Consider the following 22,556-nt stretch of genomic DNA (forward strand, 5'->3'; position numbering starts at 1 on the left):
AACCGCTAATTCTTAAGGAGACCAAGCGTGCACGCAGATCTGCTTGGGACTTCAAAAGAACCCTCGACGCCATAACCAACAACACCTGAAACCCTCCCCCTCCGAACCCCTACATCCACACGCTTCGCCACTAGCGCTCTCGGGCAAGCACACAACTCCACAAGAACCGCCACGGCCAAACACCGCGTTTGCGTGCAAGCACGCAAACCGGCGCGCGACGTGCGCCGCGCTTTTCTGTTTAACGGCTACTCACACTGGTGGCGAAGCGTGTGGGTATCTGTGAACGGAGCGGGAGGTTTCAAGTGTCCGGGGTTTTACGCTGGGCGTTCTTTTGAAGTCCCAAGCAGATATACGTGCACGCTCGGGCTCCTTAAGAATTAGCGGTTGGAAGGCGTTTTCTTTGCTTCGTTTCTTTTTCGCCGTTGGAAAAAGAAATGAAGTCCCGCCACGGACAGTGGCCAACAGTGCTAAAGAGGACCAACGAACAGGGAACGCGCGCAGGCGCAAATAGCAGGCCCCCAACCCCCAAGTGCCAACGCCCACCCCCTCTAAATCGTATAATACCCGTCCTACCGGAACCCCTCGCCCATGCCTGATCTGCTTGCCAATCTAAACCCCGAACAACTCGCCGCCGTCACGCTGCCCAACGAACCGGCGCTCATCCTGGCGGGCGCGGGCAGCGGCAAGACGCGCGTCCTGATCACGCGCATCGCGTGGCTGATCCAGCAGGGCTATGCATCCCCTCAAACCATCCTCGCCGTCACCTTCACGAACAAGGCTGCAAAAGAGATGATGGCGCGGCTGACGGCCATGATGCCCATCGATACCCGCGGCATGTGGATCGGCACCTTCCACGGCCTGTGCAACCGCATGCTGCGCGCACATTTCCGCGACGCCGGCCTGCCTCAAGCATTCCAGATCCTCGATACAGCAGACCAGCTCTCGGCCATCAAGCGGCTGATGAAGGGCCTGAACATCGACGACGAAAAATATCCGGCCAAAAATCTCCAGTACTTCATCAACAACGCAAAGGAACAAGGGCTGCGCCCGAAAGACGTCGACGCCACCGATGCCTTCAACATGAAGTTCGTCGAACTCTACGCGGCGTACGAGCAGCAATGCCAGCGCGAAGGCGTCGTGGATTTTCCCGAACTCCTGCTGCGCTGCTACGAACTCCTCGCCCATAATCCGCCGCTGCGCGCGCATTACCAGGCGCGCTTTCGCAACATCCTCGTGGACGAGTTCCAGGACACGAACAAGCTGCAATACGCGTGGCTCAAGATCCTCGCGGGCGAGCACAACGCCATCTTCGCCGTGGGCGACGACGACCAGTCCATCTACGCATTCCGTGGCGCGAACGTCGGCAACATGCACGACTTCGAGCGCGAGTTCCACGTACGCAACATGATCAAGCTGGAGCAGAACTATCGCTCGCACGGCCATATTCTCGATACCGCCAACTTCCTGATCGCGAAGAATTCTCGACGCCTCGGCAAGAACCTGCGCACCGACGCCGGCCACGGCGAACCCGTGCGCGTGTACGAAGCCGCGACCGATACGCAGGAGGCCGGCTGGATTGTCGAGGAGATCAAGGCGCTGATTCATGCGGGCGCGGCGCGCGGCGAAATCGCGATCCTGTACAGAAGCAACGCGCAGTCGCGGACCATCGAACATACGCTGGTGAACGCGGGCATTGCGTATCGCGTGTACGGCGGCTTGCGGTTCTTCGAACGCCAGGAAGTGAAGCACGCGCTCGCGTACCTGCGCCTGATCGATAACCCCAACGACGACACCGCGTTCTCCCGCGTCGTGAATTTCCCGACGCGCGGGATCGGTGCAAGATCGATTGAGCAACTCGCCGATGCTGCGCGCCTCTACAACTGTTCAATGGCCGCCGCCGTGCCTTATGTGGCCGGCAAGGCTGGTTCGAGCCTCGCGAATTTCGCGCAGTTGATCGGCAAGATGCGCGCGGAAACGCAGCATATGAGCCTGCCCGAGACGGTCGAATACGTGGTGCGCGCAAGCGGTCTCGCGACGCACTACGAGAACGAACGCGAAGGCCAGGACCGGCTCGAAAACCTGCAGGAAGTCGTGAACGCGGCGGCCGCGTTCGTGCAGGAGGAAGGCTATGGGCTCGATACCCCGGCGCGTTCCATCCCGCTGCGTCCGGGCGCGACAAACGCGCCCGAAATCGGTGTGGCGACGGACGATCCGGCCGTCGATGTACTCGATCCCGAAAGTCCCGCCGATCCCGCGCAAAACCCCGACACCATGACGCCGCTGGCGGGTTTCCTGTCGCACGCTTCGCTTGAGGCCGGCGACAATCAGGCGCAGGCCGGCCAGGACGCCGTGCAATTGATGACGGTGCATGCGGCAAAGGGGCTCGAGTTCATGGCCGTGTTCATCACAGGGCTGGAAGAGGGATTGTTTCCGCACGAAAACAGCGCGCAGGAAAGCGACGGACTGGAAGAGGAGCGGCGTCTCGCATACGTGGCGATCACGCGGGCGAAGGAGCGCTTGTATCTCTCGTTCGCGCAGAGCCGGATGCTGCACGGCCAGACGCGCTACAACATCCGCTCCCGTTTCTTCGATGAACTTCCGGAAGAATCGCTCAAATGGCTCACACCCAAAGTGGAGGCGGGCGCGCGCTGGGGCGGCCGGGCCGATAACGCCGGCTGGGGCCGCGACTGGTTTGCGCGCCCCGGGCAGGAGCGCGGCGAACGTGCGGCCTATACAGACCCGGATGCAGGCAAGCCGTTGCCCGCGTTCGCCAACAACCAGCGCGCCGCCGATACCGGTTTCAAGATCGGCCAGCCGGTGTTTCACAACAAGTTCGGCGAAGGGACGGTGATCGCGCTGGAAGGAGCGGGCACGGACGCGAAGGCTCAAGTCCGCTTCAAACGTCACGGCGAAAAATGGCTCGCGCTGGCGGTCGCGAAATTGCAGGCGGTTGAATGACGTTGGGCGTGGGCCTGCTCGGCATCATGGCCGCGTTGCCGCAGGAACTGGGCGATCTTGTCGATGCAATGCGCCTTGCCGGGAACGTGCGCACCGAGACCATCGGCCGGCGTGAATATCATGTCGGCACCGCGCATGGCGTGCCTTGCGTGGCAACACTCGCGCGCGTGGGCAAGGTCGCGGCGGCCGCCACGGCGAGCGCGCTGATCCACGTGTTCGGTGTCGAGGCAATCGTCTTTACCGGGGTTGCGGGCGGCGTCCGGAAAGACGTGCGCGTGGGCGATATCGTGATCGGCGACACGCTGATGCAGCACGACCTGGATGCATCACCGCTCTTTCCGCGCTTCGAAGTGCCGTTGCTCGGCATGGCGCGGTTTGCCGCGAATGCCGCCTTGAGCGAAGCGCTCGCCAACGCCTGCACTGCTTTTCTCGCCGATGAACACGCGGCGCTGGAAGCGCGTTTCGGCGTTCATCCGCCGCGTTTGCATCGCGGGATGATTGTGAGCGGCGATCGGTTTGTATCGAGTCACGCGGAAGTGAATGCGCTGCGCGCCGCATTGCCCGAGGCGCTTGCGGTCGAAATGGAAGGCGCCGCAATCGCTCAGATTTGCTACGAGCACGAGGTGCCGTGCGCGGTGGTGCGCACCGTCTCCGACACCGCCGACGCCGAAGCGCCCGAATCGTTCCTCGAGTTTCTGCACGCGCTGGGCGGCGCGTATTCGTCAGGAATATTACGGCGGTTTTTAGCTGCGAAAGCGTGATCGCTGCGGCGAATCCTATTTTTGCTTTGCGGCCACGGCTCGACCTTCCGTGCCTCCTACCCGCTTTTCAGCAATAAATCCCTACATCACTTCTGTCCGGTCCTGCCCCAAAAATCCTGCTTGTAAGTGAGAATGATTCGCAATTACAATAAGCCGGACGAGAGGAGGTCCACTTTGACCCAAACGACGCCCAATCAATCGCCCGGCTTGCTGCCTGACGTGTCTTCTGATTCAGCCCGGGCACAGCAGGCCGTATCCACGAACGCCGCGCGCGTGATCGAGACAACCCGCCGTGCGTGGCTCGGCAACGCAACGCTGCAGATTGCAGATCCTGCCAAGCAAGCCCGCCGGCCCAAATTTCCGCGCCGGCCGATGGTGGCCAATCTGGCTTTAGTCATGAACTTCTGGAGCACGAGACCGCTGTGATCGCCATCCAATCCCAATCCGCTTCATTGGCACTACCCGCAGCACCGGCACGCGCACCGGCAACGGAAACGCTTATTCCTTCCGATGTCCCCAAGCAGCGCATGCACGACGCCAGCCGTTTCCCACTAGTACGCCTGCGCACGCGCGCGGTGCAACCCGGCTACGCCTTTGCGTGGGGCGCGGAAATGCAGCGCCTGCTCGCGCTGAAGGCGCCGTTCGTGATCGTCGCGCACTACAGCGCGGACGAACCCGCCGACGACCTGCGCGTTCGCTCCGCCTGGCTGCGATCGAACCGGGTGGCCCTCGCGGCGTATTGCCGTGGCCTGATCGTGATCGAGCCGCGCATTGAAGCGCGGGCATCGACACGGGAAGCCGTGCGCGGTATGTGCGAAGGCAGCGGTGTGCGCATGGTCGTGGTCTCCGGCATGCGCGTGGCCAACGAACTTGCGCCCGTGCTGCTCAAGCACTCCGGCACGGACCTTTCCAAGCCGTCTTCCATCAGTGAATCCCGTCGGCAGATGCCTTGAGGCCGGGGCAAATCAGGGCCGTCCCCCTCTAGCACGGCCCCACAGGCTGAACTATGCTCAGGAGCAATTCGCTGCGTCCGGGTCGTTCTCGAACGATCCGGACGCGATGATTCCGCTACCCGACAGAGGTTCGAATGCCGACTTATCGTGAAGCTCATCGCCGGTCGATCGAAGATCCGGAATCGTTCTGGGGCGAACAGGCGCAACGTATCCATTGGGAAACGCCGTTCGTCCAGGTGCTCGATCGCAGCAATCCGCCGTTCGCGCGCTGGTTTGTGGGCGGCAAGACCAATCTCTGCTACAACGCCGTCGACCGTCATCTCGCCTTGCGTGCGCAGCAGAACGCGCTGGTGTATGTATCGACGGAAACGGGCATCGAGCGGCGCTATACGTACGCCGAACTGCACGCCGAAGTGAATCGCATGGCCGCCGTGATGCGCTCCCTCGGCGTGAAACAGGGCGAGCGCGTGCTGATCTACTTGCCGATGATCCCCGAAGCCCTGTTCTCCATGCTCGCGTGCGCGCGGCTCGGCGCGGTCCACTCGGTCGTGTTCGGCGGCTTTGCGGCGCCGAGCCTGGCGGCGCGCATCGATGACGCCGCGCCTGTCCTGATCGTCACCGCCGACGCCGGCGCGCGGGCCGGCAGGGTGATCGACTACACGCCGCTCGTGGATGAAGCACTCGCGCGCGCTGCGCACAAGGTGGCGAACGTGCTGCTGATCGACCGTCAACTTGCGCCCGAGCGCTTGCAGGCGCCGTATCTGGTCGACTACGAGCCGTTGCGCGAACAATTTTTCGCGGCGCACGTTCCATGCGTCTGGCTCGAATCGAATGAGCCTTCTTATGTGCTGTATACCTCGGGTACGACCGGCAAGCCGAAAGGCGTGCAACGCGATGTTGGCGGATATGCGGTGGCGCTGGCGGCTTCGATGGAACACATCTTCCAGGGCAAACCCGGCGACACCATGTGGACCGCGTCCGACGTGGGCTGGGTGGTCGGGCACAGCTACATCATCTATGCGCCGCTGATTGCCGGGCTGACCACGGTCATGTACGAAGGCACGCCCATTCGTCCCGACGGCGGCATCTGGTGGCGCATCATCGAACAGCACAGGATCAACCTGATGTTCACCGCGCCGACCGCGCTGCGCGTGCTCAAGAAACAGGATCCGAAGCTGATGGAGCAGGCGGATCTGTCGAGTTTGCGTACGCTCTTTCTGGCCGGCGAACCGCTGGACGAACCCACCGCGCAATGGATCCAGGGCGCGCTGAAAAAGCCGGTCGTCGATAATTACTGGCAAACCGAAACCGGCTGGCCGATGATCGCCATCCCCCGCGGCATTGAACCGTTGCCGCCCAAGCTGGGCTCGCCCGGCGTGCCCTCGATGGGATTTGCCCTGACCGTGCGCAACGAAGCAACCGGCGAGATTTGCGCCGCGGGCGAGAAGGGCGTGATCGCGCTTGATTATCCGTTGCCGCCGGGCTGCATGCAGACCGTCTGGGGCGACGATTCGCGGTTTATCAAGACATACTGGCAGAGCATTCCCGGACATCAGTTGTATTCGACCTTCGACTGGGGCGTTGCGGATGAAGACGGTTACGTCTCCATTCTCGGGCGCACGGACGACGTGATCAACGTGGCGGGACACAGGCTGGGTACGCGCGAAATAGAGGAAGCGATCAGCAGTCATCGGGCGGTGGCCGAGGTGGCTGTGGTCGGTGTCTCCGATCCGGTCAAGGGCCAGGTTGCGCTGGCGTTTGTTGTATTGCGCGATGCACAGGCGCTTGACGACGCGGGCGCGCGCGAAGCACTGGAAGCGGAACTCGCGCGCAGCGTGGATTCGCAGTTGGGAGCGATTGCCCGTCCTGCCCGCGTGCATTTCCTTGCGATGCTGCCCAAGACGCGTTCGGGCAAACTGCTGCGCCGTGCGATTGCCGCGCTGGCTGAAGGACGCGATCCGGGCGATCTTCCAATGATTGAAGACGCTGGGGCGCTGGCGCAGGTGAAAGAGGCGTTGACGCGTTGATTGATCGGTTCTGGCAAACAGCAACTTACTGCATGAACACTTCAATGGCGGGATCCGGGTGCGCCGCCCCGGATCGCGCAAGGTCGGTCAGCGAACCAGCTTTTGCAGCGCCGACTGTGTCTTCGGCAATCCGTGCACCGCCTCTTTAGCCAAGTTGATTTGCATGGTTGTAGCAGCAACTTCGTGCACCGCCTGCTCGAGTTGATACGTTCCCCGGGCGTCAAGCCAGTCCAGTATTTCCGCCAGATGCCAGACCGCCGCGCTGCCTTCGTGAACCGGTGCGGGAAAGGTGGAAGGGTTCGCGAGCATCAGCTTGCGCATGTTCTGGCGCGTGACGCCAATAGTATCGGCGACGTCTGTCAGGCCAACAAAATCTGGTGATGCTTCCACCAGCGCAGCCGTCGGAATGGCTGACTTGACGTCCTTCAATGCACTCATTAATGCGGCTTCCGCGCTGTCTGCTTCCCGCGTGAATGCGAGCGCAATGCGGCCAGGTTGTCCCACGCCGATCAGCGCGTCGTCGCACCCGGCGGCGCCGAGACGGCCGATCAATTCCTCGTGATCGCAGTCACTTTCCGAGAGCCGGTACTTCAATGTGAACGTGTATTCCATGGCATCAATTTAATTAAGACCGCTGATTGTTGGGAAACCTTTTCGGCGTGAAACGCGCAGTTGTCCACAACGCGTTTGATGGCGCGTGCATGGTTGACCGCATTTTTGGGTGTGCTCCACACACTGGTTATACAAAACTCGCCGCAGCGGCAAGCGGCTTCATTGAATGGACAATAAATCCGTCCCCAAGCGTGGCTCCCGCCTTGTTCAACGCGCCACCCGTGTGTTTCAGCGTGTTGCAGTGCTTCTTCAATTTCCTTTTTCTGATGCTTTGAACGAGTCATCCTTAGCTCCATAGTAGAAGCGCCACCCAAAGTTGTCAAGTGACAACCTTGGGTGGCGCTGGAACGTCGAAACAAAAACTCGTTTTGAGTCGTGCTTTCGCCGGTCGCGTGCTTGCCTGCTCACATGACCGTGAACGTCACGCGCGTGCCGAAACCGGTTTCTCCCGGGTATTGGGCAGCAGGATGGTCAGGACTCCGATCAGCGGCAGGAAAGAACAAACCTTATAGACATAGTCGATGCTCGTCGCGTCAGCCAGATGGCCAAGGACCGCCGCGCCAATCCCGCCCATGCCGAACGCAAAGCCAAAGAACAGGCCAGCGACCATGCCGACCTTGCCGGGAACCAGTTCCGTTGCATACACCAGGATGGCCGAGAAAGCCGACGCCAGGATCAGGCCGATCACAACAGACAGCACGCCGGTCCAGAAGAGGTTGGCGAAGGGCAGCATCAGGGTGAAGGGCGCAACGCCCAGGATGGACACCCAGATCACGACCTTGCGGCCAATCTTGTCGCCAACAGGACCGCCTACGATCGTGCCCACGGCGACTGCCGCAAGAAACCAGAAGAGATGGACCTGCGCCGTTTCCACGGGCAAATGGAATTTGCTGATCAGATAGAACGTGAAGTAGCTGCTGATGCTCGCGAGATAGAAGTACTTCGAAAACGTGAGCAGCATCAGGACCGTCATGGCGATCATCACCTTGTTGCGGGGCAAGGAAGACACGACCGTGCTGCTACGCGCTTTCTTCACTGCGGGATGCCGCTGATACCACCGTCCGATATTGAACAGCACAATAATGGCGAGCAGCGCCGCCGCCGAAAACCACGCAATGCTGCGTTGCCCGTGGGGCATGATGATCAATGCCGCCAGCAATGGTCCGAGCGAGCTACCCGCATTGCCGCCGACCTGAAACACGGATTGCGCGAGCCCGTGCCGGCCGCCCGACGCCATGCGCGCCACGCGCGACGATTCGGGGTGGAATATCGACGATCCGCAGCCAACGAGCGCCGCCGCGATCAGCAAGACCGGAAAGCTTCCCGCCATCGACATCAACAACAGGCCGCACAGCGTGAATCCCATGCCGATTGGCAAGGAATACGGTTTCGGATGTTTGTCGGTGTAGAGCCCGACGAGCGGTTGCAATAACGACGCCGTGATCTGATACGTCAGCGTGATCAGGCCGATCTGTCCGAACGAGAGAGAGAACTCGCTCTTGAACATCGGGTAAATGGCGAGGATCAGCGACTGGATCATGTCATTGAGTAAATGCGCAAAACTGATTGCGCCCAAAACCGAAAATACGGTGCGGGGCGCCGCCGCGATTGTCGGACTGGCGGAACCCAATGAGGGCGCCGCGCCGAGCGCGCTTTTATCGATACTCGTCTGCATGGTGAAAGGCTGGGAGAAGTCTCGCGTTGCATTCGTTATCTACCTTGATGGCTGGTGGATAACCCGTTTTCGTGATTTTAAAGTGTCCTTTATGCATTGTCCGGCCAAGTTTTGTCGCGATCCGGACACCGAACCCCCTCGATCTGAGGGTTTTCCATGCATTTTGCTCATCAAACATCGTTTTGTAACAAATGCGGAAAACTTCCCTAAAGAAGCGCGGGTTCGCGCCGTAGACCATTGATGTACTCGCGCTCGCCGCTCAAAAGGCGTCGACCGCGCGATGCCAATCGACACTTGGGAATTCAATCGATGAAATTGTTCTCGCTGCGCGCAACCGCCGCTCGTTCTACTGTCAAAGCCGACGCGAAAGCGAGCCGCCGCTCGCTTTCCGTGAAGGCGTCGCTGCGGCTCGCTTTCGCGCTGGTGCTGATCGGCACGCTGGCGATCGGCGTGATTGCGCTCACGCAGATCAGCCGGCTCAACGGCTCGACTGACTCGATTTATCGTGAAGGGTATGTGGCGAGCCGTGCCGCCGAGGAATTGCGCGCCGCCGTCCTGCGCGCGAGCCGCTCGCAGAAGATGCTGCTGACCGCGACGACGGCAAAGGAGCGCGACGAACTCGGCGCGGACGTCGAACATGCATTGGCGGATATCAGCGGCGAGCAAAACCAGTTGCAGGGTTTCGCCGATCCGACGGGCGACCAGAAGAAGCTCGCAACCGCGGTGGGCGCGTGGAGCCACGACCTGCGCGCGTTCGTGAAACTCATGAAGGAGCAGCCGCTCGATCTGTCGCAGATGAACTGGCAGGTCGGCATGCAGGACGTCTCGCTGCTGGTGGCAACGGGCAAGCTGGAGAAACTCGTCAACGTGCTGATCGCGCAGCGCGGGGCGGCGGCGAAAGCGACCATCGATACGGCTTCGTCCATCTATCACGCGTCGTTCGTGATGGTCGCGGTGCTGACGCTGGCGCTGATCGTACTGGCTTTCTTCGTGAGCGAATGGGTCGTGCGGCGGCTGTCCAGGCAACTCGGCGGCGAACCCGTCTACGCCATGCAGATCGCAAGCCGCATCGCCGCGGGCGATCTGTCGAACCGCATCACCATCGCGAGACGCGACAACACCAGCATGCTGTACGCGCTTTCCGGCATGCAGTCGGGTTTATCGACGACCGTTGGCGAAATCGCGGCCAGCGCGGAAGCGATTGCGTCGGCGTCGGGCGAAATCTCGCAAGGCAACGTGGACCTGTCGCAGCGCACCGAGCAGCAGGCCGTCGCGCTGGAGAAGACCGCGTCCAGCATGGAGCAGTTGACGTCCACGGTGCGGCAGAACGCCGAGAACGCGAAGCAGGCGAGTTCGCTTGCGCACAACGCGTCGGAGATCGCGGAGAAAGGCGGCGAAGTCGTCGGCCGCGTGGTCGCGACCATGGAACAGATCAACGCCAGCGCGAAGAGCATTGGCGACATCATTGGCGTGATTGAAGGCATCGCGTTCCAGACGAATATTCTTGCGCTCAATGCAGCCGTGGAAGCGGCGCGGGCGGGCGAAGAAGGGCGCGGTTTCGCCGTTGTAGCGGGCGAAGTGCGCAATCTCGCACAACGGTCGTCAGCGGCGGCGAAGGAGATCAAGGGCTTGATCCATACGTCGGTCTCGCGCGTCTCGGATGGCTCCACGTTCGCGCACGAAGCCGGCGCGACCATGGACGAAGTCGTCAGGGCCGTGAAGCGCGTGACGGACATCATGGGCGAGATATCGGCGGCGTCCGCCGAGCAAAGCAGCGGCATTGAAGAGATCAATCACGCCGTTACGCAAATGGACGCCGGCACGCAGCAAAACGCCGCGCTGGTCGAGCAGGCCGCGGCCGCGGCGCAATCGCTCGACGATCAGGCACATGCACTGAAACAACTGGTCGGAAAGTTTCAGCTCAAGTGAGGGTTTGCATCCATCGAAAGAACGCGGGCTTGCCTGAACGCACGCCTTCGTTCTAGAATTCGCGGCGGGCGCGGCAGGGCGCCCGGTCTCGCGAAAGTGAAAGCACCTGTCACGCGTTATCTCTCATCTGGATAAACCGCAACGTCGAACCTTTAGCCGCAGCGAGAACGGCGCATTAAGGAGAAACGTCATGTGGTCAACATCCTGTCCCCGCGCTGGTCTTTTTGAAATCACCAACACTGGATTCCTTCGGCGCCACGCGCGCCGGCTGCTTCGGCTCGCTCGCGCGGAGAGCACGAGCGCCGCGATGCCGGTCCTTCGGCGCCTGCTCGCCGCAGGCGTGATCCGCGATGAAACGCTGACGCAATTGCACGAGAACCGTGCGGGGATTCAGCTCAAGCATGTGTTGAACATGCTGGCCGTCGAACTCGGACATTTCGGCTGGGACGCTTGCAAAGCCGTGGTGGACACGCAGGCGCCGGCTGTCATCGACAGATACCGGTTCGATGCCGGCGCGTTCGGCGACTACGAGAAGGTCTGGTTCGCAAGCGCCGCCGAAGGACGTGCGTGGCAGCGCGAGCATGGCGGGTATATCGTGGAGTACGGCGATCAGGCGGTGGCGATTCTCTGGCGCGAGTGAGTGGTCAGGCTAAGGGAAAATCGGCGCGCTTCGTGGCAGTTCTGTCCTGAGCGCGCCGACTAGATCAATTCCATTTCTTTCCAGTCGGCGTTACTAAAAAAACGGCTTAACTCACGCATTAGCTCGTTTAACGCCGCCATTTCCATCGACGTGATTTTTCGCACCTGCTGCGCTTGCGTCCAGTCGCCGTAAAGCATCGCCACCGTCGATCCGTTTGCTTTCACCGGCAGCAGGACAAACGCGTGGGCGTCGCCGAAAGACGATTTGAACCAGCGCGGCAGACGTGCATCGATACGCGGGTCGCGCGCATTTTCGATGAAAATTCCCACTGGATTCGAGATCGCCAGATGGAAGACGTCCGGCTCGAAAGCGGCTGGAAAACTAAGCGATGGCAATAGCGATTCCACGCCAGGACCCATTCCGAGCCGCGCATGGAATTCTTCATTGACCTGGCGCACGAACACCACCGTGCGCGAAAACGAAAGCCCCGCAAGCACGGCTTCGGCCGCGAGCGAAAGCACCGGAGCCAATGCGTTCCTGGAAGGCAGCGAGCGCAAGTCGTCAAGACTCGCCGCAATCCGTGCTTCCGCCGATAACCCCGCGCGCGCAATCGCGTCGGCATCCGCGCGCAGTTCGACAATCTCGCGCATCACGCCGTCGTTCGTGTCTTCGTTCGCGAGCGCAAGGCTCATTTCGGCGAGCGTGGCGGCGTCTGTCGCCAGCGCGCGGCTATAGCGGTTCGCAATGTCGATCAGCGAATGCTCGCGATGAGACTCGTCGACATGTTGCGCCGTGAGTGCATCGGCGACTTCGGTGGAGTAGTTGGTGACCGCTTGCAGCCAGCGCACGTGGCGCGGCGTTTTTTCATCGATGGGCAGAAGCGGATCGCGCGTCAGCATTCCCGTGCGGATGGTCTCCGGCAAGCGCCAGCGGTCCGCTGCCTCGATGCCGATTTCCTCGAACGTGACACCAAGGAGCGCGCTGCACGCGAGGTTGTCGCTGATCTTCTCGGCAGCAGCCTTGCGGCGCAACTGATCCCATTCGGTCTCGAGATAAAACGCCACCAGCAGCTTGCCGATCTGCCGCATCAGCGTACAGACCACCGCTTCCTCCGATGCCCGGAATTCGCTGCGCTCGGTCACTTGCCGCGCGACCGCGCCGGAGAGCAGCGTGCGGTTCAGTTCAAGCTTGGCGTCGATGCGGCGCGGCGCGCTGTGATGAAAATGGTCGACGAGCTTGAGCCCGACCACGAGATGGCCGACCGCGTCCATGCCGAGGACCATCAGCGCCCGCGTGACGGTCGTGATGTTGCCGCCGAACGAGATGTACATCGCGGAATTGGCGAGCCTCAACACCTTCTGCGTCAGGCCGAAGTCGGACAGAACAACCTGGACGAGGGCGGTGAAGTCCAGGTCGTCGTCGCTCATCGCGGATACCGTGGTGCGCAAGGCCTGCGAGAGCATGGGGAAATCCCCGCGCTCGCTCATTCGCGCCCATAGTTTGTCCAGTAGTTCGGCTTTGGTATTGCTTGCCATGCGATTGGTTTAATGCCTTGCAGGTTCCAGTCCGGTTGGCTGAGCCAGATTGGGTTACGCGCGTAGCCGGTGATCAGGCCAGCGACGCGCCTTCAACTCAGCCGAAGTGTAATGCGCGGAAAAAAGCGAATGTAAGTCTCGTGCGTAAATCCCGTTTTAAATGCCGTCCATCAGTCGTTTAACGGCGTATTGGCACACAAGCTTTACAGCAAACGCGCCACTTGCCACAGGACGTGACGGTATCTCATAAAGCAGCCTGGAGAAAGAGCGATTTGTCTTCAAAGCAACGCTTCAGTTCGGCGGCGGGAAGCGCCTTGCTGATCAGCCAGCCCTGTATTTGATCACATCCCATGTCAATCAGCAGATTACGCTGGGCTTGCGTTTCCACGCCTTCTGCAACCAGTTCCAGGCCGAGGGACTTGGCCAGTCCGACCACCGCCGTGACGATCGCCCGGTTATTGCGCGAAGTCAGCAGGTTTTCGATGAAGCTCCGGTCAATCTTGAGCTTCGAAAGCGGGAAACGCTGCAGGTAGGAGAGGCTTGAATAACCCGTGCCGAAATCATCGACGGCAAAGTGAATGCCGAGCGCCGCCAGCGTTTCCAGCAGCAGCGTGGCTTCTTCGGGATCGTGCATGAGGAGGCTTTCGGTGATCTCGAATACCAGCCGGTGCGGATCGAGTCCCGTCAGTTCGAGCGCATCCTTCACGTTTTGCGTAAAACGCTTGTCGCGAAATTGCTGCGGCGACACATTCACCGAGACGTAATCGAGAGCGATCCCGTCCTTGTCCCATTGCACCAGTTGCATGCAGGCCGCCTTGAGCACCCAGTTGCCGAGATAGTTGATCAGGCCGATCGATTCCGCGAGCGGGATAAAGGCAGCCGGCGGCACGAGGCCATGCACCGGATGTTGCCAGCGGATCAGGGCTTCCACGCCGACCACGCCGCCGTGACGGCTTTCGGTGATCGGCTGGAAATGCAGCGCGAATTCGCCGTTGCGCACGCCTTCGTACAGATCGGCTTCCAGGTTCAGACGCTCGGCGTTGCGCGGATCGTTGTCGGGCGCGTGAAACACGACGATGTTGCCGCCGGAGCGCTTGGCCTGGGCCAGCGCATGATCGGCCATGCGCAACAGGTTGTTGCCGGTATGCTCGACGGCATCGGGGAAAATGGCTGCTCCAATGCTCGCCGACAAATGCGTGTGCTGTCCACGATAAAGATACGGCTGCGCCACCGCGCTCAGCAGCCGCCGGCCAAGGTCTTCGGCCGCCGCAACTGCTTCGGCCGCCGTGCCGGCCGACAGCACCACGGCAAACTCGTCGCTCGCCACGCGCGCCACGCGCTCGCCCGCGCGTGCCGCATGCTGCAGACGGCGCGCGGTTTCGCGCAGCATGTCGTCGCCGGCGTCGTAGCCGAGTGCGCGGTTGATGCGCTGGAAATCATCGATATCCACGCGCAGCAGCGCCGCGTGGGTTTGCGTATGAACGGCTTCGGCCTGGGCTGCGTCGAGCGCTGCCTGAAGGGCAGTCAGGTTTTCCAGCCCGGTCAGCGGATCGTGATTGAGTGCATGCCGTAATGTGGCTTCGGTGTCGCGCCATCGCGACATCTCGAATGCGGCGACCGCAAAGCCTGCGGTGCCGCGGCTGGGCGCGGGCGTCGACAGAACCCGCAGTTCCACGAAGATCGGCGTTGTCAGCGACTTCAGCAGATGCAGCGTTGCGATCTCGAGTCTGCCGCTTTGCCGGGCGCGGGCGACAAGCGCATCGAGTTCGTCGATTTCCTCCGACGGCACGAGTTCGTGCAGCGTCAGCGAGCTCAGATAGTCGTGGTGATAACCGAGGAACTCGACGCTTCTCTCCGACACATAGGTGACCCGCAGCGACGCGTCCACTTGCGCGAGAAAGTCGACGGCGCCGAGCGTGGCCTCAGCGGGAGCGTCCGACGCAACCGACGGCCGGGCTTGCTCGCCGCGCGTTGCAACGACCTGAGTGAGCCGCGCCGCGTTGTGCGGTGCGTGCGGGAGAGACTCCGGCAGTGTGTTGCGTGCGTCGAGCGGCGCTGCATCGACGGTGGCGAGTTTGGGATTGCAAATACCTTGCGTGGCTGCGACCAGCGTTGCGGCGATCCGGCGCACGGAGGCGCGGGTCTGGCCAGCGACGGCGAGCCATGCGTTAAAGCGCTGAGTGCGGATCCGTTTTACTTGCATGTTGTTTGGGTTTGGCCTGTCAGGAACGCACGCACGGCATGTGAAAAGCGCGGCGCGCGTTGTCCGGCGAGCGCGCCGCATCGAAGTGCCGCAAGGATGACTGGCGATGCTGACACAAGCCGCCAGACGTTCCAGCGGCCGCGAATCGGACGTGTTCTTTGCAAGTTAACGGTTAGGTCGCCAATTTCTTTAGAAGAATGCCCGCGCGCCCGCAAGCCTTCACCCCGGCGGGTTTCACGCCATTTGTCGCTATCCCGATTTGCGGTAGAGTGCGGCTTGGACAGGTGTGAGTCAGCGGGTCGGATACGCGCTCTTTCGAGCGATTTTTTTCACCGGCTCGAGCATCTTTCATCATTATTCACTGTCATTCAGTTGCTACCGTTCCATTTGCCGTACGCCATGACCGTGTCCCCAAGCCGATTGTCACAGCCGGAGCACAATCCCGGCACCGCCTGCCCCAGCACCGTGACGCGCCAGTTCGCGGCGCGCGCCCGAGGAGGCTTCGGATGGCGCTGCGAGCGGGCGATGCCGGATGAAGTTATCGGATCGTTCAATGCCGCCGGTTGATCACAATCCGCCGCAAGACAGCCCGCAAGGCGCCGCTGCAACAGGCGACCCGGCCGGCTTGTCCGCGCTGCTGGAACCGGAAAGCGTGTATCTGGGCCGCCAGCCGATCATCGATCGCAAGGGCGCGCTGCATGCTTACGAACTGCTTTTTCGCGACAGCCCCGACAATCGCGCGCGCATTTTCGACGACGTCCAGGCCACCGCCCATGTGGTGGCCCGGACGGTGGGCGAGATCGGCCTGGCGGCGGTGCTGGGCGACCATCGCGGGTTCGTGAACATGAATCGCGACCTGTTGTTCGATGACATTGTCCATATCATGCCGCCCGAGCGCTTTGTGCTTGAAATCCTCGAAACCGTCACCTTCGATGCCGGGCTGTTCAAGCGCTGCGAGCAATTGCGCGAGGCAGGCTTTCAGTTCGCCCTCGACGACGTGGTTGCGTTGACCGAGTCGTTGCGCGAAGCGCTGCCTTACGTGGATTACGTCAAGGTCGATTTTCTCGCCGCCGATCGCGCGGGTATTCCGGAACTCGCGGCCACGCTCAAGCGTCTTGGCAAGACGTTGATTGCAGAAAAGATCGAGACCCATCAGGATTTCGATGAAGCCAGAAAGCTCGGTTTCGACCTGTTCCAGGGTTACTTCTTCGCGCGCCCGCAAGTGCTGGTCACGCGCCGTTCCAATCCTTCGCGCACCGCGCTGCTGCGCCTGCTCGGCGTGCTTTCCGGCGAACCCGGCATCGCGGAACTCGAAGCCGAACTGAAGCGCAATCCGAATGTGGTCGTCCAGTTGCTGCGCCTCGCCAACTCGAGTGCGTTCAAGCTGGCGCGGCCGGTTTCGTCGCTGCGCGAAGCGATCGTTGCGACCGGTACGCGGCAGATATCGCGCTGGACCCAGTTGCTGCTATACGCCGACGGCCGTCATTTGCCGTGGCGTTCGGACCCGCTCGTGCAGCTTGTCGGCACGCGGGCGCGGTTCATGGAGCTTGCGGCGCGCGCCTTGCGGCCATCGAAAGAAGAATTCGCCGATGCCGCTTTCATGACCGGCATATTTTCACTCGTGCATGTGGTGGTGGATTTGCCGCCTGTCGAGATCATGCAGTTATTGAAGCTGTCGAAAGAGATATGCGACGCAATCGTCGATGGCAGCGGCGCGCTCGGCGCGTTGTTGCGGATCGCGCAGGCAGCCGAGCGGGGCGATGCGCCCGAGCTGGATTCGAGTGTGGGCTCGGACGCGGAGTTCGGCGTGCTGACGCCGGCTGTGCTCGCCCAGTTGCAGTTCGAGGCCGCCACGTGGTTCAGCGCGCACCGGATGGAGTAAGGTAGGCTGGCGGGATGGCCTGCTTGTGTGCATTTTTGCGGCTCAAATGAAAGACCCAATCAAAAACGAAGGGAGTCTCATGAAGCGAAAATTTGCGGGTAAGTTGCTGGGTTTATCGCTGGGTACTGTGTTTGCCGCGTATGCCCTGGTTGCCTACGCGACCTTGAAGCCCGGCGACCAGGCGCCGGTTTTCACCACGCAGGCATCCATGGGCGGCAACGTCTTCGACTATTCGCTCGCGAGCGCGTTGAAGAAGGGGCCTGTCGTCCTGTACTTCTATCCGGCTGCGTTCACGAAGGGTTGCACGATCGAGGCGCATGAATTCGCCGATGCCGTCGATGAATACAAGGCGCAGGGCGCGACTGTGATCGGTGTGTCGCATGACAATATCGACACGTTGAAGAAGTTCTCGGTGAGCGAGTGCCGCAGCAAGTTCCCGGTTGCCGCCGACGCCGACTCGAAGATCATCAAGCAATACGACGCGTCCATGCCGCTCGTCAACTCAATGGCGAATCGCGTTTCGTACGTGATCGCGCCCGACGGCAAGGTGATTTACGAGTACACGAGCTTGTCGCCGGATCAGCACGTGGCGAACACGTTGCAGGCGTTGAAGGACTGGAACGCGAAGCACAAGACGCAGTAGTTCTTTGCATTCAAGGTGACTTGCCGATGCCGATTATCGTTGCACTCGTTGTTCTCGTGGCCGTGATCTACGGCGCGTTCTGGTCGTTTCATGCAATATCGGCGGCGTTTGGCGTGGCAATTGCAGTGGGCGCCGCGATCGTGGCGGGGTTGATCGTGGTGGCCATTGCGGCGTATTTCTGGTTCCGGTGGAAAGAAGTCGCACCCAACGCCCGCGATGGCGACTGGACGCACGAGACCAAAGGCGATTGGGGCGGCATACGGGTCGCCGCGGGCAAGCGCTTGTGCGAGGTGCGCCTGGGTGAGCGCACCGGCATGTATATCTTTGCCGATTTGCGCGGCGCGCGCATGGAAGCGGGGTCCGCCAGGCGCCCGTGGCAGGTTGCGCTGGATGTGGATGACGCTGCGCAGCCCAAGTGGATCCTGCCCATGGGCGACCGGCGCGAGGCGCACAAGTGGAGCCGGATTCTGCAAAAGGCCACGGACCAGAAGCTGTGACCTTTGTGCGCTTTGCATTGCTACTCGGGCGCGAGCGGGGAAAACTAGTGATATCCCATATCGCCGCGTACTTTCCCTCGAAAAACCCAATACGACCAAACTACGTAGAGCACGATCACAGGCAGCAGGAACATTGTCCCGATAATCAGAAACTGCTGTGAAAGCGGCGTTGTAGACGCATCCCACAAGGTCACCGAAGGTGGCGCAATGAGCGGCCACAAGCTGATCACCAGCCCGGTGAACGCCAGAAAAAACAGCCCGATCGAACACATGAAAGGGACCACTTCGCGGCGCTTGCCCAACGCCGACCACAACGTCCAGACAAGCAGCACGGTCAGCACCGGCACTGGCGCGAACACAAAGCTCGCGGGAAAGCTGAACCAGCGCTCTGAAATCCGCGCATCCTTGAGCGGCGTCCAGATGCTGATCAGCAAGATAAACGCGATGACGCCGAACAGCACCTTCCTCGCCATGCCGCGCGCCCATTCCTGCAGTTCGCCCTCGGTCTTGAGGACGAGCCACGTCGTGCCCTGCAATGCATATCCGAAGATCAGCCCGATGCCGGTCAGAAGCGGAAACGGCGCGATCCAGTCCCAGCTCGTGCCGGCGAAAACGCGGCCGTGTATGGGAAAGCCCTGGATGAACATGCCGAGCACCACGCCCTGCGAAAACGTCGCAATCAGCGATCCATAGCCGAACGCACCGTCCCAGATCCATTTGCGCGCGCCGATCACCTCGCGGAATTCGAACGCGACGCCACGAAAGATCAAGCCGAGCAGCATCAGCAGGATCGGAAAATACACCGCCGGCACGATGATCGAAAACGCCAGCGGAAACACGGCGAGCAATCCGCCGCCGCCCAGGATCAGCCAGGTTTCGTTGAAGTCCCAGACGGGCGCGACCGAGTTGATCATCAACTGCCGTTCGACCGGGTCGCGGCGCAGCAGGAACACCATCCCTACGCCGAGATCGAAGCCGTCCAGCAGCACGTACATGAATACGGCGAGCGCCAGGATGGCGGCCCACATTGGCACGAGGTCGAGCATCATGGCCTCCTGGCCGGTGGAACGACGTCGTCGGCGCTGACTGCCTTCGCCGCGCCGGTGCTGCGCGCCGCGCTTGCCGACGCTGCCGACAAAGGCCGCGCCGCCCGCGTCTCCGGTTGCAGCAGGTCGTGGTCGGTATCGGCGTGTTCGTCGGCGGGACCCGTGCGCACGAGGCGGCGCAGCAGGATGAACCCCGACCCGAAAATAACGATGTACGCGAGCACGTAGAGCAGCCACGATAGTCCGACATCGCCGGCCTTGAGCGATGGCGTGACCGAATCGCTGGTTCGCATCAATCCGTACACGGTCCAGGGCTGACGGCCGCTTTCGGTCGTGGTCCATCCCGCCAGCACCGCAATAAACCCGAGCGGCATGCCGTAGGTCGCGCAACGCAGCCAGCGCGGACTGGTCTCGAGCCTGCCGCGCGCGAACAGGACGATGCCCGAGAGTACGAGCACGAACATCAGCACGGCAATGCCGACCATGATCCGGAACGCGAAGAACACGACCGCGACATTCGGCCGATCCTCGCGCGGGAAATCCTTCAGACCCTGCACGACGCCGTTCGGATCGTGCGTGAGATAGATGCTGCCAAGCACAGGTATGGAAATCTCGAACCGGTTACGCTCATTGTCCTGGTCCGGAATCGCGAAGATCGCGGCGGGCACGCGCGCGCCTGTTTCCCACAGGCCTTCCATTGCGGCGAGTTTGGCGGGCTGATGTTCTCGCGTATTGAGACCATGCATATCGCCGATAACCATCTGCACCGGCACCATGATCAACAGGAAAATCAGCGCCATCTTCGTCATCACGCGGCTTTCTTCGAGCGACCGGCGTTGCCTCAGGTACGTCGCGCCCACGCCCAGGATCACGAACGCGGCCGTGACGAGGAAAGCGCTGACCGTGTGGCCGAGGCGGTACGGGAAGGAGGGCGTGAAGATGGCGTCGAAGAAACTGGTGACTTCGAAGCGGCCGTCGGGAAGGATCTTGTAGCCGCGCGGCGTTTGCATCCAGCTATTGACCGCGAGAATCCAGAACGACGAAATGACCGTTCCCGACGCCACGAAAAAGGCGGCCAGCACGTGCGCCCATTGCGGCACGAGCTTGCGGCCGAACAGCAGCACGCCGAGAAACGCGGCTTCGAGGAAAAAGGCCGTGAGGACTTCATAACCCATCAACGGGCCGATGACGCTCGCGGTGGCATCGGTAAAGCGGCTCCAGTTGGTGCCGAACTGGAACGGCATCACGATTCCGGACACCACGCCCATGCCGAAGGAAACCGCGAATATCTTCAGCCAGAATGCCGAAAGCCGCCGGTAGACGTCGCGTTTGGTAATCCACCAGAGCACTTCGAGCGTCGCGATAAAACACGAAAGCCCGACCGTGAAGGCGGGTAGCAGGATATGAAAGGCGATCACCCACGCGAACTGAAAACGGGACAGCAAAACGGCATCTAATTCCATGAACACTCCGCTTGAGAAGCTTCATATGGACTCGACCGGACAACGCTCGCACTTTTGTCACCATGCAGGACCGGCGCTTTCCGTGTTTCTTTCTTGACCTTGATCTAGATATAGCGTCAATGCAGCGATGTCGGCTTACCGGTTTAGATTAAACCAGGTTTTTGTTAAACGACGATTTTATTTGCCAAACGTTATATAGATAAACATTCACCGATAACCACCGCGATAAGCGCGTCATGGCCGCGATTTGTTTGTCATTGATATAATTACGCTCTCATTACATGCTGCGTGGACGACCACGTGCGCATCTGTCACACCGGGGACGGCCCCATTTAATTGACGGGGAATGTCCATGTCGTGGTTCCTGTTGTTTATCGCCGGATTGCTCGAAGTTGCATGGGCGGCCGGTCTCAAGACTTCCGAAGGTTTTACCCGGCTGTGGCCGTCGGTCTTTACGGTCGTGACGGCTACCGGCAGCTTCGTGCTGCTGGCGCTGGCCATGCGCCAGTTGCCGCTCGGCACCGCTTACGCGGTCTGGACGGGCATTGGCGCGGTCGGCGCTTTTATCTTTGGCATTGTAATGATGGGCGAGGCGCTTACTGCGGCGAGAGTCGCGAGCGCCGCGTTGATCGTGATCGGGCTGATTGGACTGAAATTGTCGTCGGGGCATTGATCGCGGCGATCTTCACGATGTTTTTGCGGTAGTGGCGGCTCAAACAATCACTAAAACGGCCGTTAAACAGTCTATTCAGTTCGCCGCGTCGGGCCAGGAACGTTGGGTGCTCGACACGCCAATGCACGGCGCGATGCATCGGCAGGCGGGCCGTGGCTATAATGACCTTGAATATTCAGTCGTTTTCGGCGGGCGTGAATCAAAGTGTTCGGAAAAGCGTCCCGCTGAATGTCTTACGTTTTGTCCATTATCCCCACCCTGTTGTTCGTCGATGAGCAACGGGTAAAACACTCAAGTCAGGAACGCCGCGACGGTCCTGGTGCCTGGCGCGGGGTGAGCAGCGCGCAAGGAGGCGGTGATGCTTGAAGCACTTTCGCTGGCGGCGGGACTCTCCTGGGCGAGCGGGCTACGGCTGTATCTGACCGTGTTCGTGGCGGGACTGTTCGAACGGCTGGGCCTGATACATCTGCCTGAAACGCTCTCGGTGCTGGCGTCTCCATGGGTGATCGGCGCGGCTGCGGTGCTGACCATCGTGGAATTTTTCGCCGATAAAATCCCCGCCTTCGACTCGCTCTGGGACGCCATTCACACGTTTATCCGCATTCCGGCCGGCGCCGTGCTGGCCGTTGGCGCATTCGGACATGCCGATCCGGCGTTGCTCACCGTCGCGGCGCTCGCCGGCGGCACGCTCGCAGGCGCGGCGCACCTGGCGAAAGCCGGGACACGCGCGCTGATCAATTTATCGCCGGAACCGGTGTCGAACTGGGTTGCTTCCGCCACGGAAGACTTCGGTGCACTGCTCGGCATCACCCTCGCGTTGTTCGTGCCGCTGTTGTGCCTGGTGCTGATCATCGCGTTCCTGCTGTGCGCCGGATGGGCGCTACCGCGGCTCGTGAGAGGCGTGCGCGGGGGATTCGGCCGGATGGCCAAACACATGCTGCCCGTTCCAAGCGTCAGTGCGCGGGTGAATTCCAGTGTCGGACCGTTCAGGAGCAAGCACGATTGAGCATTGGTACCCTGAATAGCGGCAGTTCGGATTCGAAGCAGGCCTTGAAGCAG

General features: G+C 61.2%; 20 protein-coding genes. 13 read left to right on the plus strand and 7 right to left on the minus strand.

Annotated features, from left to right (window positions below; genetic code table 11):
* Window positions 1-588: 588 nt before the first annotated feature.
* From AWB64_RS26960 to AWB64_RS26980, 5 genes are all read left to right on the plus strand, one after another.
* Window positions 589-2,958 (plus strand): UvrD-helicase domain-containing protein, encoded by a 2,370-nt coding sequence (locus AWB64_RS26960; RefSeq protein ID WP_060858474.1) that lies wholly within the window; start codon window positions 589-591, stop codon window positions 2,956-2,958.
* A complete protein-coding gene (locus tag AWB64_RS26965) occupies window positions 2,955-3,719 on the plus strand; it encodes a 5'-methylthioadenosine/adenosylhomocysteine nucleosidase (protein WP_060858475.1) in 765 nt (254 codons plus the stop codon). Before AWB64_RS26960 ends, AWB64_RS26965 begins: the two co-directional genes overlap by 4 nt.
* Window positions 3,720-3,893: 174 nt before the next feature.
* A complete protein-coding gene (locus tag AWB64_RS26970; protein WP_060858476.1) occupies window positions 3,894-4,145 on the plus strand; it encodes a hypothetical protein in 252 nt (83 codons plus the stop codon).
* Window positions 4,142-4,672 carry a hypothetical protein gene (locus tag AWB64_RS26975; RefSeq protein ID WP_244164219.1) on the plus strand — a complete coding sequence of 177 codons (531 nt, stop codon included), beginning with the start codon at window positions 4,142-4,144 and terminating at the stop codon, window positions 4,670-4,672. Before AWB64_RS26970 ends, AWB64_RS26975 begins: the two co-directional genes overlap by 4 nt.
* 134 nt (window positions 4,673-4,806) lie before the next feature.
* Window positions 4,807-6,699 carry a propionate--CoA ligase gene (locus tag AWB64_RS26980; RefSeq protein WP_060858477.1) on the plus strand — a complete coding sequence of 631 codons (1,893 nt, stop codon included), beginning with the start codon at window positions 4,807-4,809 and terminating at the stop codon, window positions 6,697-6,699.
* An 87-nt stretch (window positions 6,700-6,786) separates the two neighbouring features.
* Here AWB64_RS26980 and AWB64_RS26985 read toward each other — a convergent pair whose 3' ends face one another.
* The 3 genes from AWB64_RS26985 to AWB64_RS26990 form a co-directional block, all read right to left on the minus strand.
* Entirely contained in the window at window positions 6,787-7,311 is a 525-nt protein-coding gene (locus AWB64_RS26985) for a helix-turn-helix transcriptional regulator (RefSeq protein WP_060858478.1), read from the minus strand.
* Window positions 7,290-7,595 carry a hypothetical protein gene (locus AWB64_RS31180; RefSeq protein WP_075643364.1) on the minus strand — a complete coding sequence of 102 codons (306 nt, stop codon included), beginning with the start codon at window positions 7,593-7,595 and terminating at the stop codon, window positions 7,290-7,292. The genes AWB64_RS26985 and AWB64_RS31180 overlap by 22 nt, the downstream gene beginning before the upstream one ends.
* 137 nt (window positions 7,596-7,732) lie before the next feature.
* Window positions 7,733-8,851: an MFS transporter gene (locus AWB64_RS26990; protein WP_374728651.1), complete on the minus strand. Its 1,119-nt coding sequence runs from the start codon at window positions 8,849-8,851 to the stop codon at window positions 7,733-7,735.
* On the opposite strand from AWB64_RS26990, the gene AWB64_RS32415 reads away from it, so the two are divergent.
* The 3 genes from AWB64_RS32415 to AWB64_RS27000 all read left to right on the plus strand — a co-directional run bounded on the left by AWB64_RS32415 (window position 8,850) and on the right by AWB64_RS27000 (window position 11,555).
* Window positions 8,850-9,227 carry a hypothetical protein gene (locus AWB64_RS32415; protein ID WP_244164224.1) on the plus strand — a complete coding sequence of 126 codons (378 nt, stop codon included), beginning with the start codon at window positions 8,850-8,852 and terminating at the stop codon, window positions 9,225-9,227. The two genes, AWB64_RS26990 and AWB64_RS32415, sit on opposite strands and share 2 nt — an antisense overlap.
* 68 nt (window positions 9,228-9,295) lie before the next feature.
* A complete protein-coding gene (locus AWB64_RS26995) occupies window positions 9,296-10,915 on the plus strand; it encodes a methyl-accepting chemotaxis protein (protein WP_060858480.1) in 1,620 nt (539 codons plus the stop codon).
* A gap of 307 nt (window positions 10,916-11,222) precedes the next feature.
* Entirely contained in the window at window positions 11,223-11,555 is a 333-nt protein-coding gene (locus AWB64_RS27000; RefSeq protein ID WP_244164220.1) for a hypothetical protein, read from the plus strand.
* 59 nt (window positions 11,556-11,614) lie between these two features.
* Here AWB64_RS27000 and AWB64_RS27005 read toward each other — a convergent pair whose 3' ends face one another.
* Both AWB64_RS27005 and AWB64_RS27010 read right to left on the minus strand, forming a co-directional pair.
* The gene (locus AWB64_RS27005) at window positions 11,615-13,090 is read right to left on the minus strand and encodes an HDOD domain-containing protein (protein WP_060858482.1); all 1,476 of its coding nucleotides are present in this window, start codon (window positions 13,088-13,090) and stop codon (window positions 11,615-11,617) included.
* 244 nt (window positions 13,091-13,334) lie between these two features.
* Window positions 13,335-15,293, minus strand: coding sequence for a putative bifunctional diguanylate cyclase/phosphodiesterase (locus AWB64_RS27010; RefSeq protein ID WP_082850643.1), 1,959 nt, complete (start codon window positions 15,291-15,293; stop codon window positions 13,335-13,337).
* 553 nt (window positions 15,294-15,846) lie between these two features.
* On the opposite strand from AWB64_RS27010, the gene AWB64_RS27015 reads away from it, so the two are divergent.
* From AWB64_RS27015 to AWB64_RS27025, 3 genes are all read left to right on the plus strand, one after another.
* The gene (locus AWB64_RS27015; protein WP_082850649.1) at window positions 15,847-17,175 is read left to right on the plus strand and encodes an EAL and HDOD domain-containing protein; all 1,329 of its coding nucleotides are present in this window, start codon (window positions 15,847-15,849) and stop codon (window positions 17,173-17,175) included.
* A gap of 79 nt (window positions 17,176-17,254) precedes the next feature.
* Window positions 17,255-17,818 (plus strand): peroxiredoxin, encoded by a 564-nt coding sequence (locus tag AWB64_RS27020; protein ID WP_060858483.1) that lies wholly within the window; start codon window positions 17,255-17,257, stop codon window positions 17,816-17,818.
* 26 nt (window positions 17,819-17,844) lie between these two features.
* Complete coding sequence (locus AWB64_RS27025; protein ID WP_060858484.1) at window positions 17,845-18,315, plus strand: hypothetical protein; 471 nt, start codon at window positions 17,845-17,847, stop codon at window positions 18,313-18,315.
* 44 nt (window positions 18,316-18,359) lie between these two features.
* Here AWB64_RS27025 and cydB read toward each other — a convergent pair whose 3' ends face one another.
* Together cydB and AWB64_RS27035 are read right to left on the minus strand one after the other, a co-directional pair.
* Entirely contained in the window at window positions 18,360-19,364 is a 1,005-nt protein-coding gene (gene cydB / locus AWB64_RS27030; protein ID WP_208603322.1) for a cytochrome d ubiquinol oxidase subunit II, read from the minus strand.
* Entirely contained in the window at window positions 19,361-20,824 is a 1,464-nt protein-coding gene (locus AWB64_RS27035; RefSeq protein ID WP_060858486.1) for a cytochrome ubiquinol oxidase subunit I, read from the minus strand. Before AWB64_RS27035 ends, cydB begins: the two co-directional genes overlap by 4 nt.
* 352 nt (window positions 20,825-21,176) lie before the next feature.
* Here AWB64_RS27035 and sugE point away from each other — a divergent pair, with 352 nt between their 5' ends.
* Both sugE and AWB64_RS27045 read left to right on the plus strand, forming a co-directional pair.
* Window positions 21,177-21,497: a quaternary ammonium compound efflux SMR transporter SugE gene (sugE, locus tag AWB64_RS27040; protein ID WP_060858544.1), complete on the plus strand. Its 321-nt coding sequence runs from the start codon at window positions 21,177-21,179 to the stop codon at window positions 21,495-21,497.
* 358 nt (window positions 21,498-21,855) lie between these two features.
* Complete coding sequence (locus AWB64_RS27045) at window positions 21,856-22,503, plus strand: DUF4126 domain-containing protein (RefSeq protein WP_060858487.1); 648 nt, start codon at window positions 21,856-21,858, stop codon at window positions 22,501-22,503.
* Window positions 22,504-22,556: the final 53 nt, after the last annotated feature.

Origin of the sequence: Caballeronia sordidicola (assembly GCF_001544455.2) — a bacterium.
GTDB lineage: Bacteria > Pseudomonadota > Gammaproteobacteria > Burkholderiales > Burkholderiaceae > Caballeronia > Caballeronia sordidicola.

Bases quoted from the DNA above. Each gene is read 5' to 3' on its own strand.
- AWB64_RS26960 (WP_060858474.1), top strand. From the start codon at position 589: ATGCCTGATCTGCTTGCCAATCTAAACCCCGAACAACTCGCCGCCGTC.
- AWB64_RS26965 (WP_060858475.1), top strand. From the start codon at position 2,955: ATGACGTTGGGCGTGGGCCTGCTCGGCATCATGGCCGCGTTGCCGCAG.
- AWB64_RS26980 (WP_060858477.1), top strand. From the start codon at position 4,807: ATGCCGACTTATCGTGAAGCTCATCGCCGGTCGATCGAAGATCCGGAA.
- AWB64_RS26985 (WP_060858478.1), bottom strand. From the start codon at position 7,311: ATGGAATACACGTTCACATTGAAGTACCGGCTCTCGGAAAGTGACTGC.
- AWB64_RS31180 (WP_075643364.1), bottom strand. From the start codon at position 7,595: ATGACTCGTTCAAAGCATCAGAAAAAGGAAATTGAAGAAGCACTGCAA.
- AWB64_RS32415 (WP_244164224.1), top strand. From the start codon at position 8,850: ATGTCATTGAGTAAATGCGCAAAACTGATTGCGCCCAAAACCGAAAAT.
- AWB64_RS26990 (WP_374728651.1), bottom strand. From the start codon at position 8,851: ATGATCCAGTCGCTGATCCTCGCCATTTACCCGATGTTCAAGAGCGAG.
- AWB64_RS26995 (WP_060858480.1), top strand. From the start codon at position 9,296: ATGAAATTGTTCTCGCTGCGCGCAACCGCCGCTCGTTCTACTGTCAAA.
- AWB64_RS27000 (WP_244164220.1), top strand. From the start codon at position 11,223: ATGCCGGTCCTTCGGCGCCTGCTCGCCGCAGGCGTGATCCGCGATGAA.
- AWB64_RS27005 (WP_060858482.1), bottom strand. From the start codon at position 13,090: ATGGCAAGCAATACCAAAGCCGAACTACTGGACAAACTATGGGCGCGA.
- AWB64_RS27010 (WP_082850643.1), bottom strand. From the start codon at position 15,293: ATGCAAGTAAAACGGATCCGCACTCAGCGCTTTAACGCATGGCTCGCC.
- AWB64_RS27015 (WP_082850649.1), top strand. From the start codon at position 15,847: ATGCCGCCGGTTGATCACAATCCGCCGCAAGACAGCCCGCAAGGCGCC.
- AWB64_RS27020 (WP_060858483.1), top strand. From the start codon at position 17,255: ATGAAGCGAAAATTTGCGGGTAAGTTGCTGGGTTTATCGCTGGGTACT.
- AWB64_RS27025 (WP_060858484.1), top strand. From the start codon at position 17,845: ATGCCGATTATCGTTGCACTCGTTGTTCTCGTGGCCGTGATCTACGGC.
- cydB (WP_208603322.1), bottom strand. From the start codon at position 19,364: ATGATGCTCGACCTCGTGCCAATGTGGGCCGCCATCCTGGCGCTCGCC.
- AWB64_RS27035 (WP_060858486.1), bottom strand. From the start codon at position 20,824: ATGGAATTAGATGCCGTTTTGCTGTCCCGTTTTCAGTTCGCGTGGGTG.
- sugE (WP_060858544.1), top strand. From the start codon at position 21,177: ATGTCGTGGTTCCTGTTGTTTATCGCCGGATTGCTCGAAGTTGCATGG.
- AWB64_RS27045 (WP_060858487.1), top strand. From the start codon at position 21,856: ATGCTTGAAGCACTTTCGCTGGCGGCGGGACTCTCCTGGGCGAGCGGG.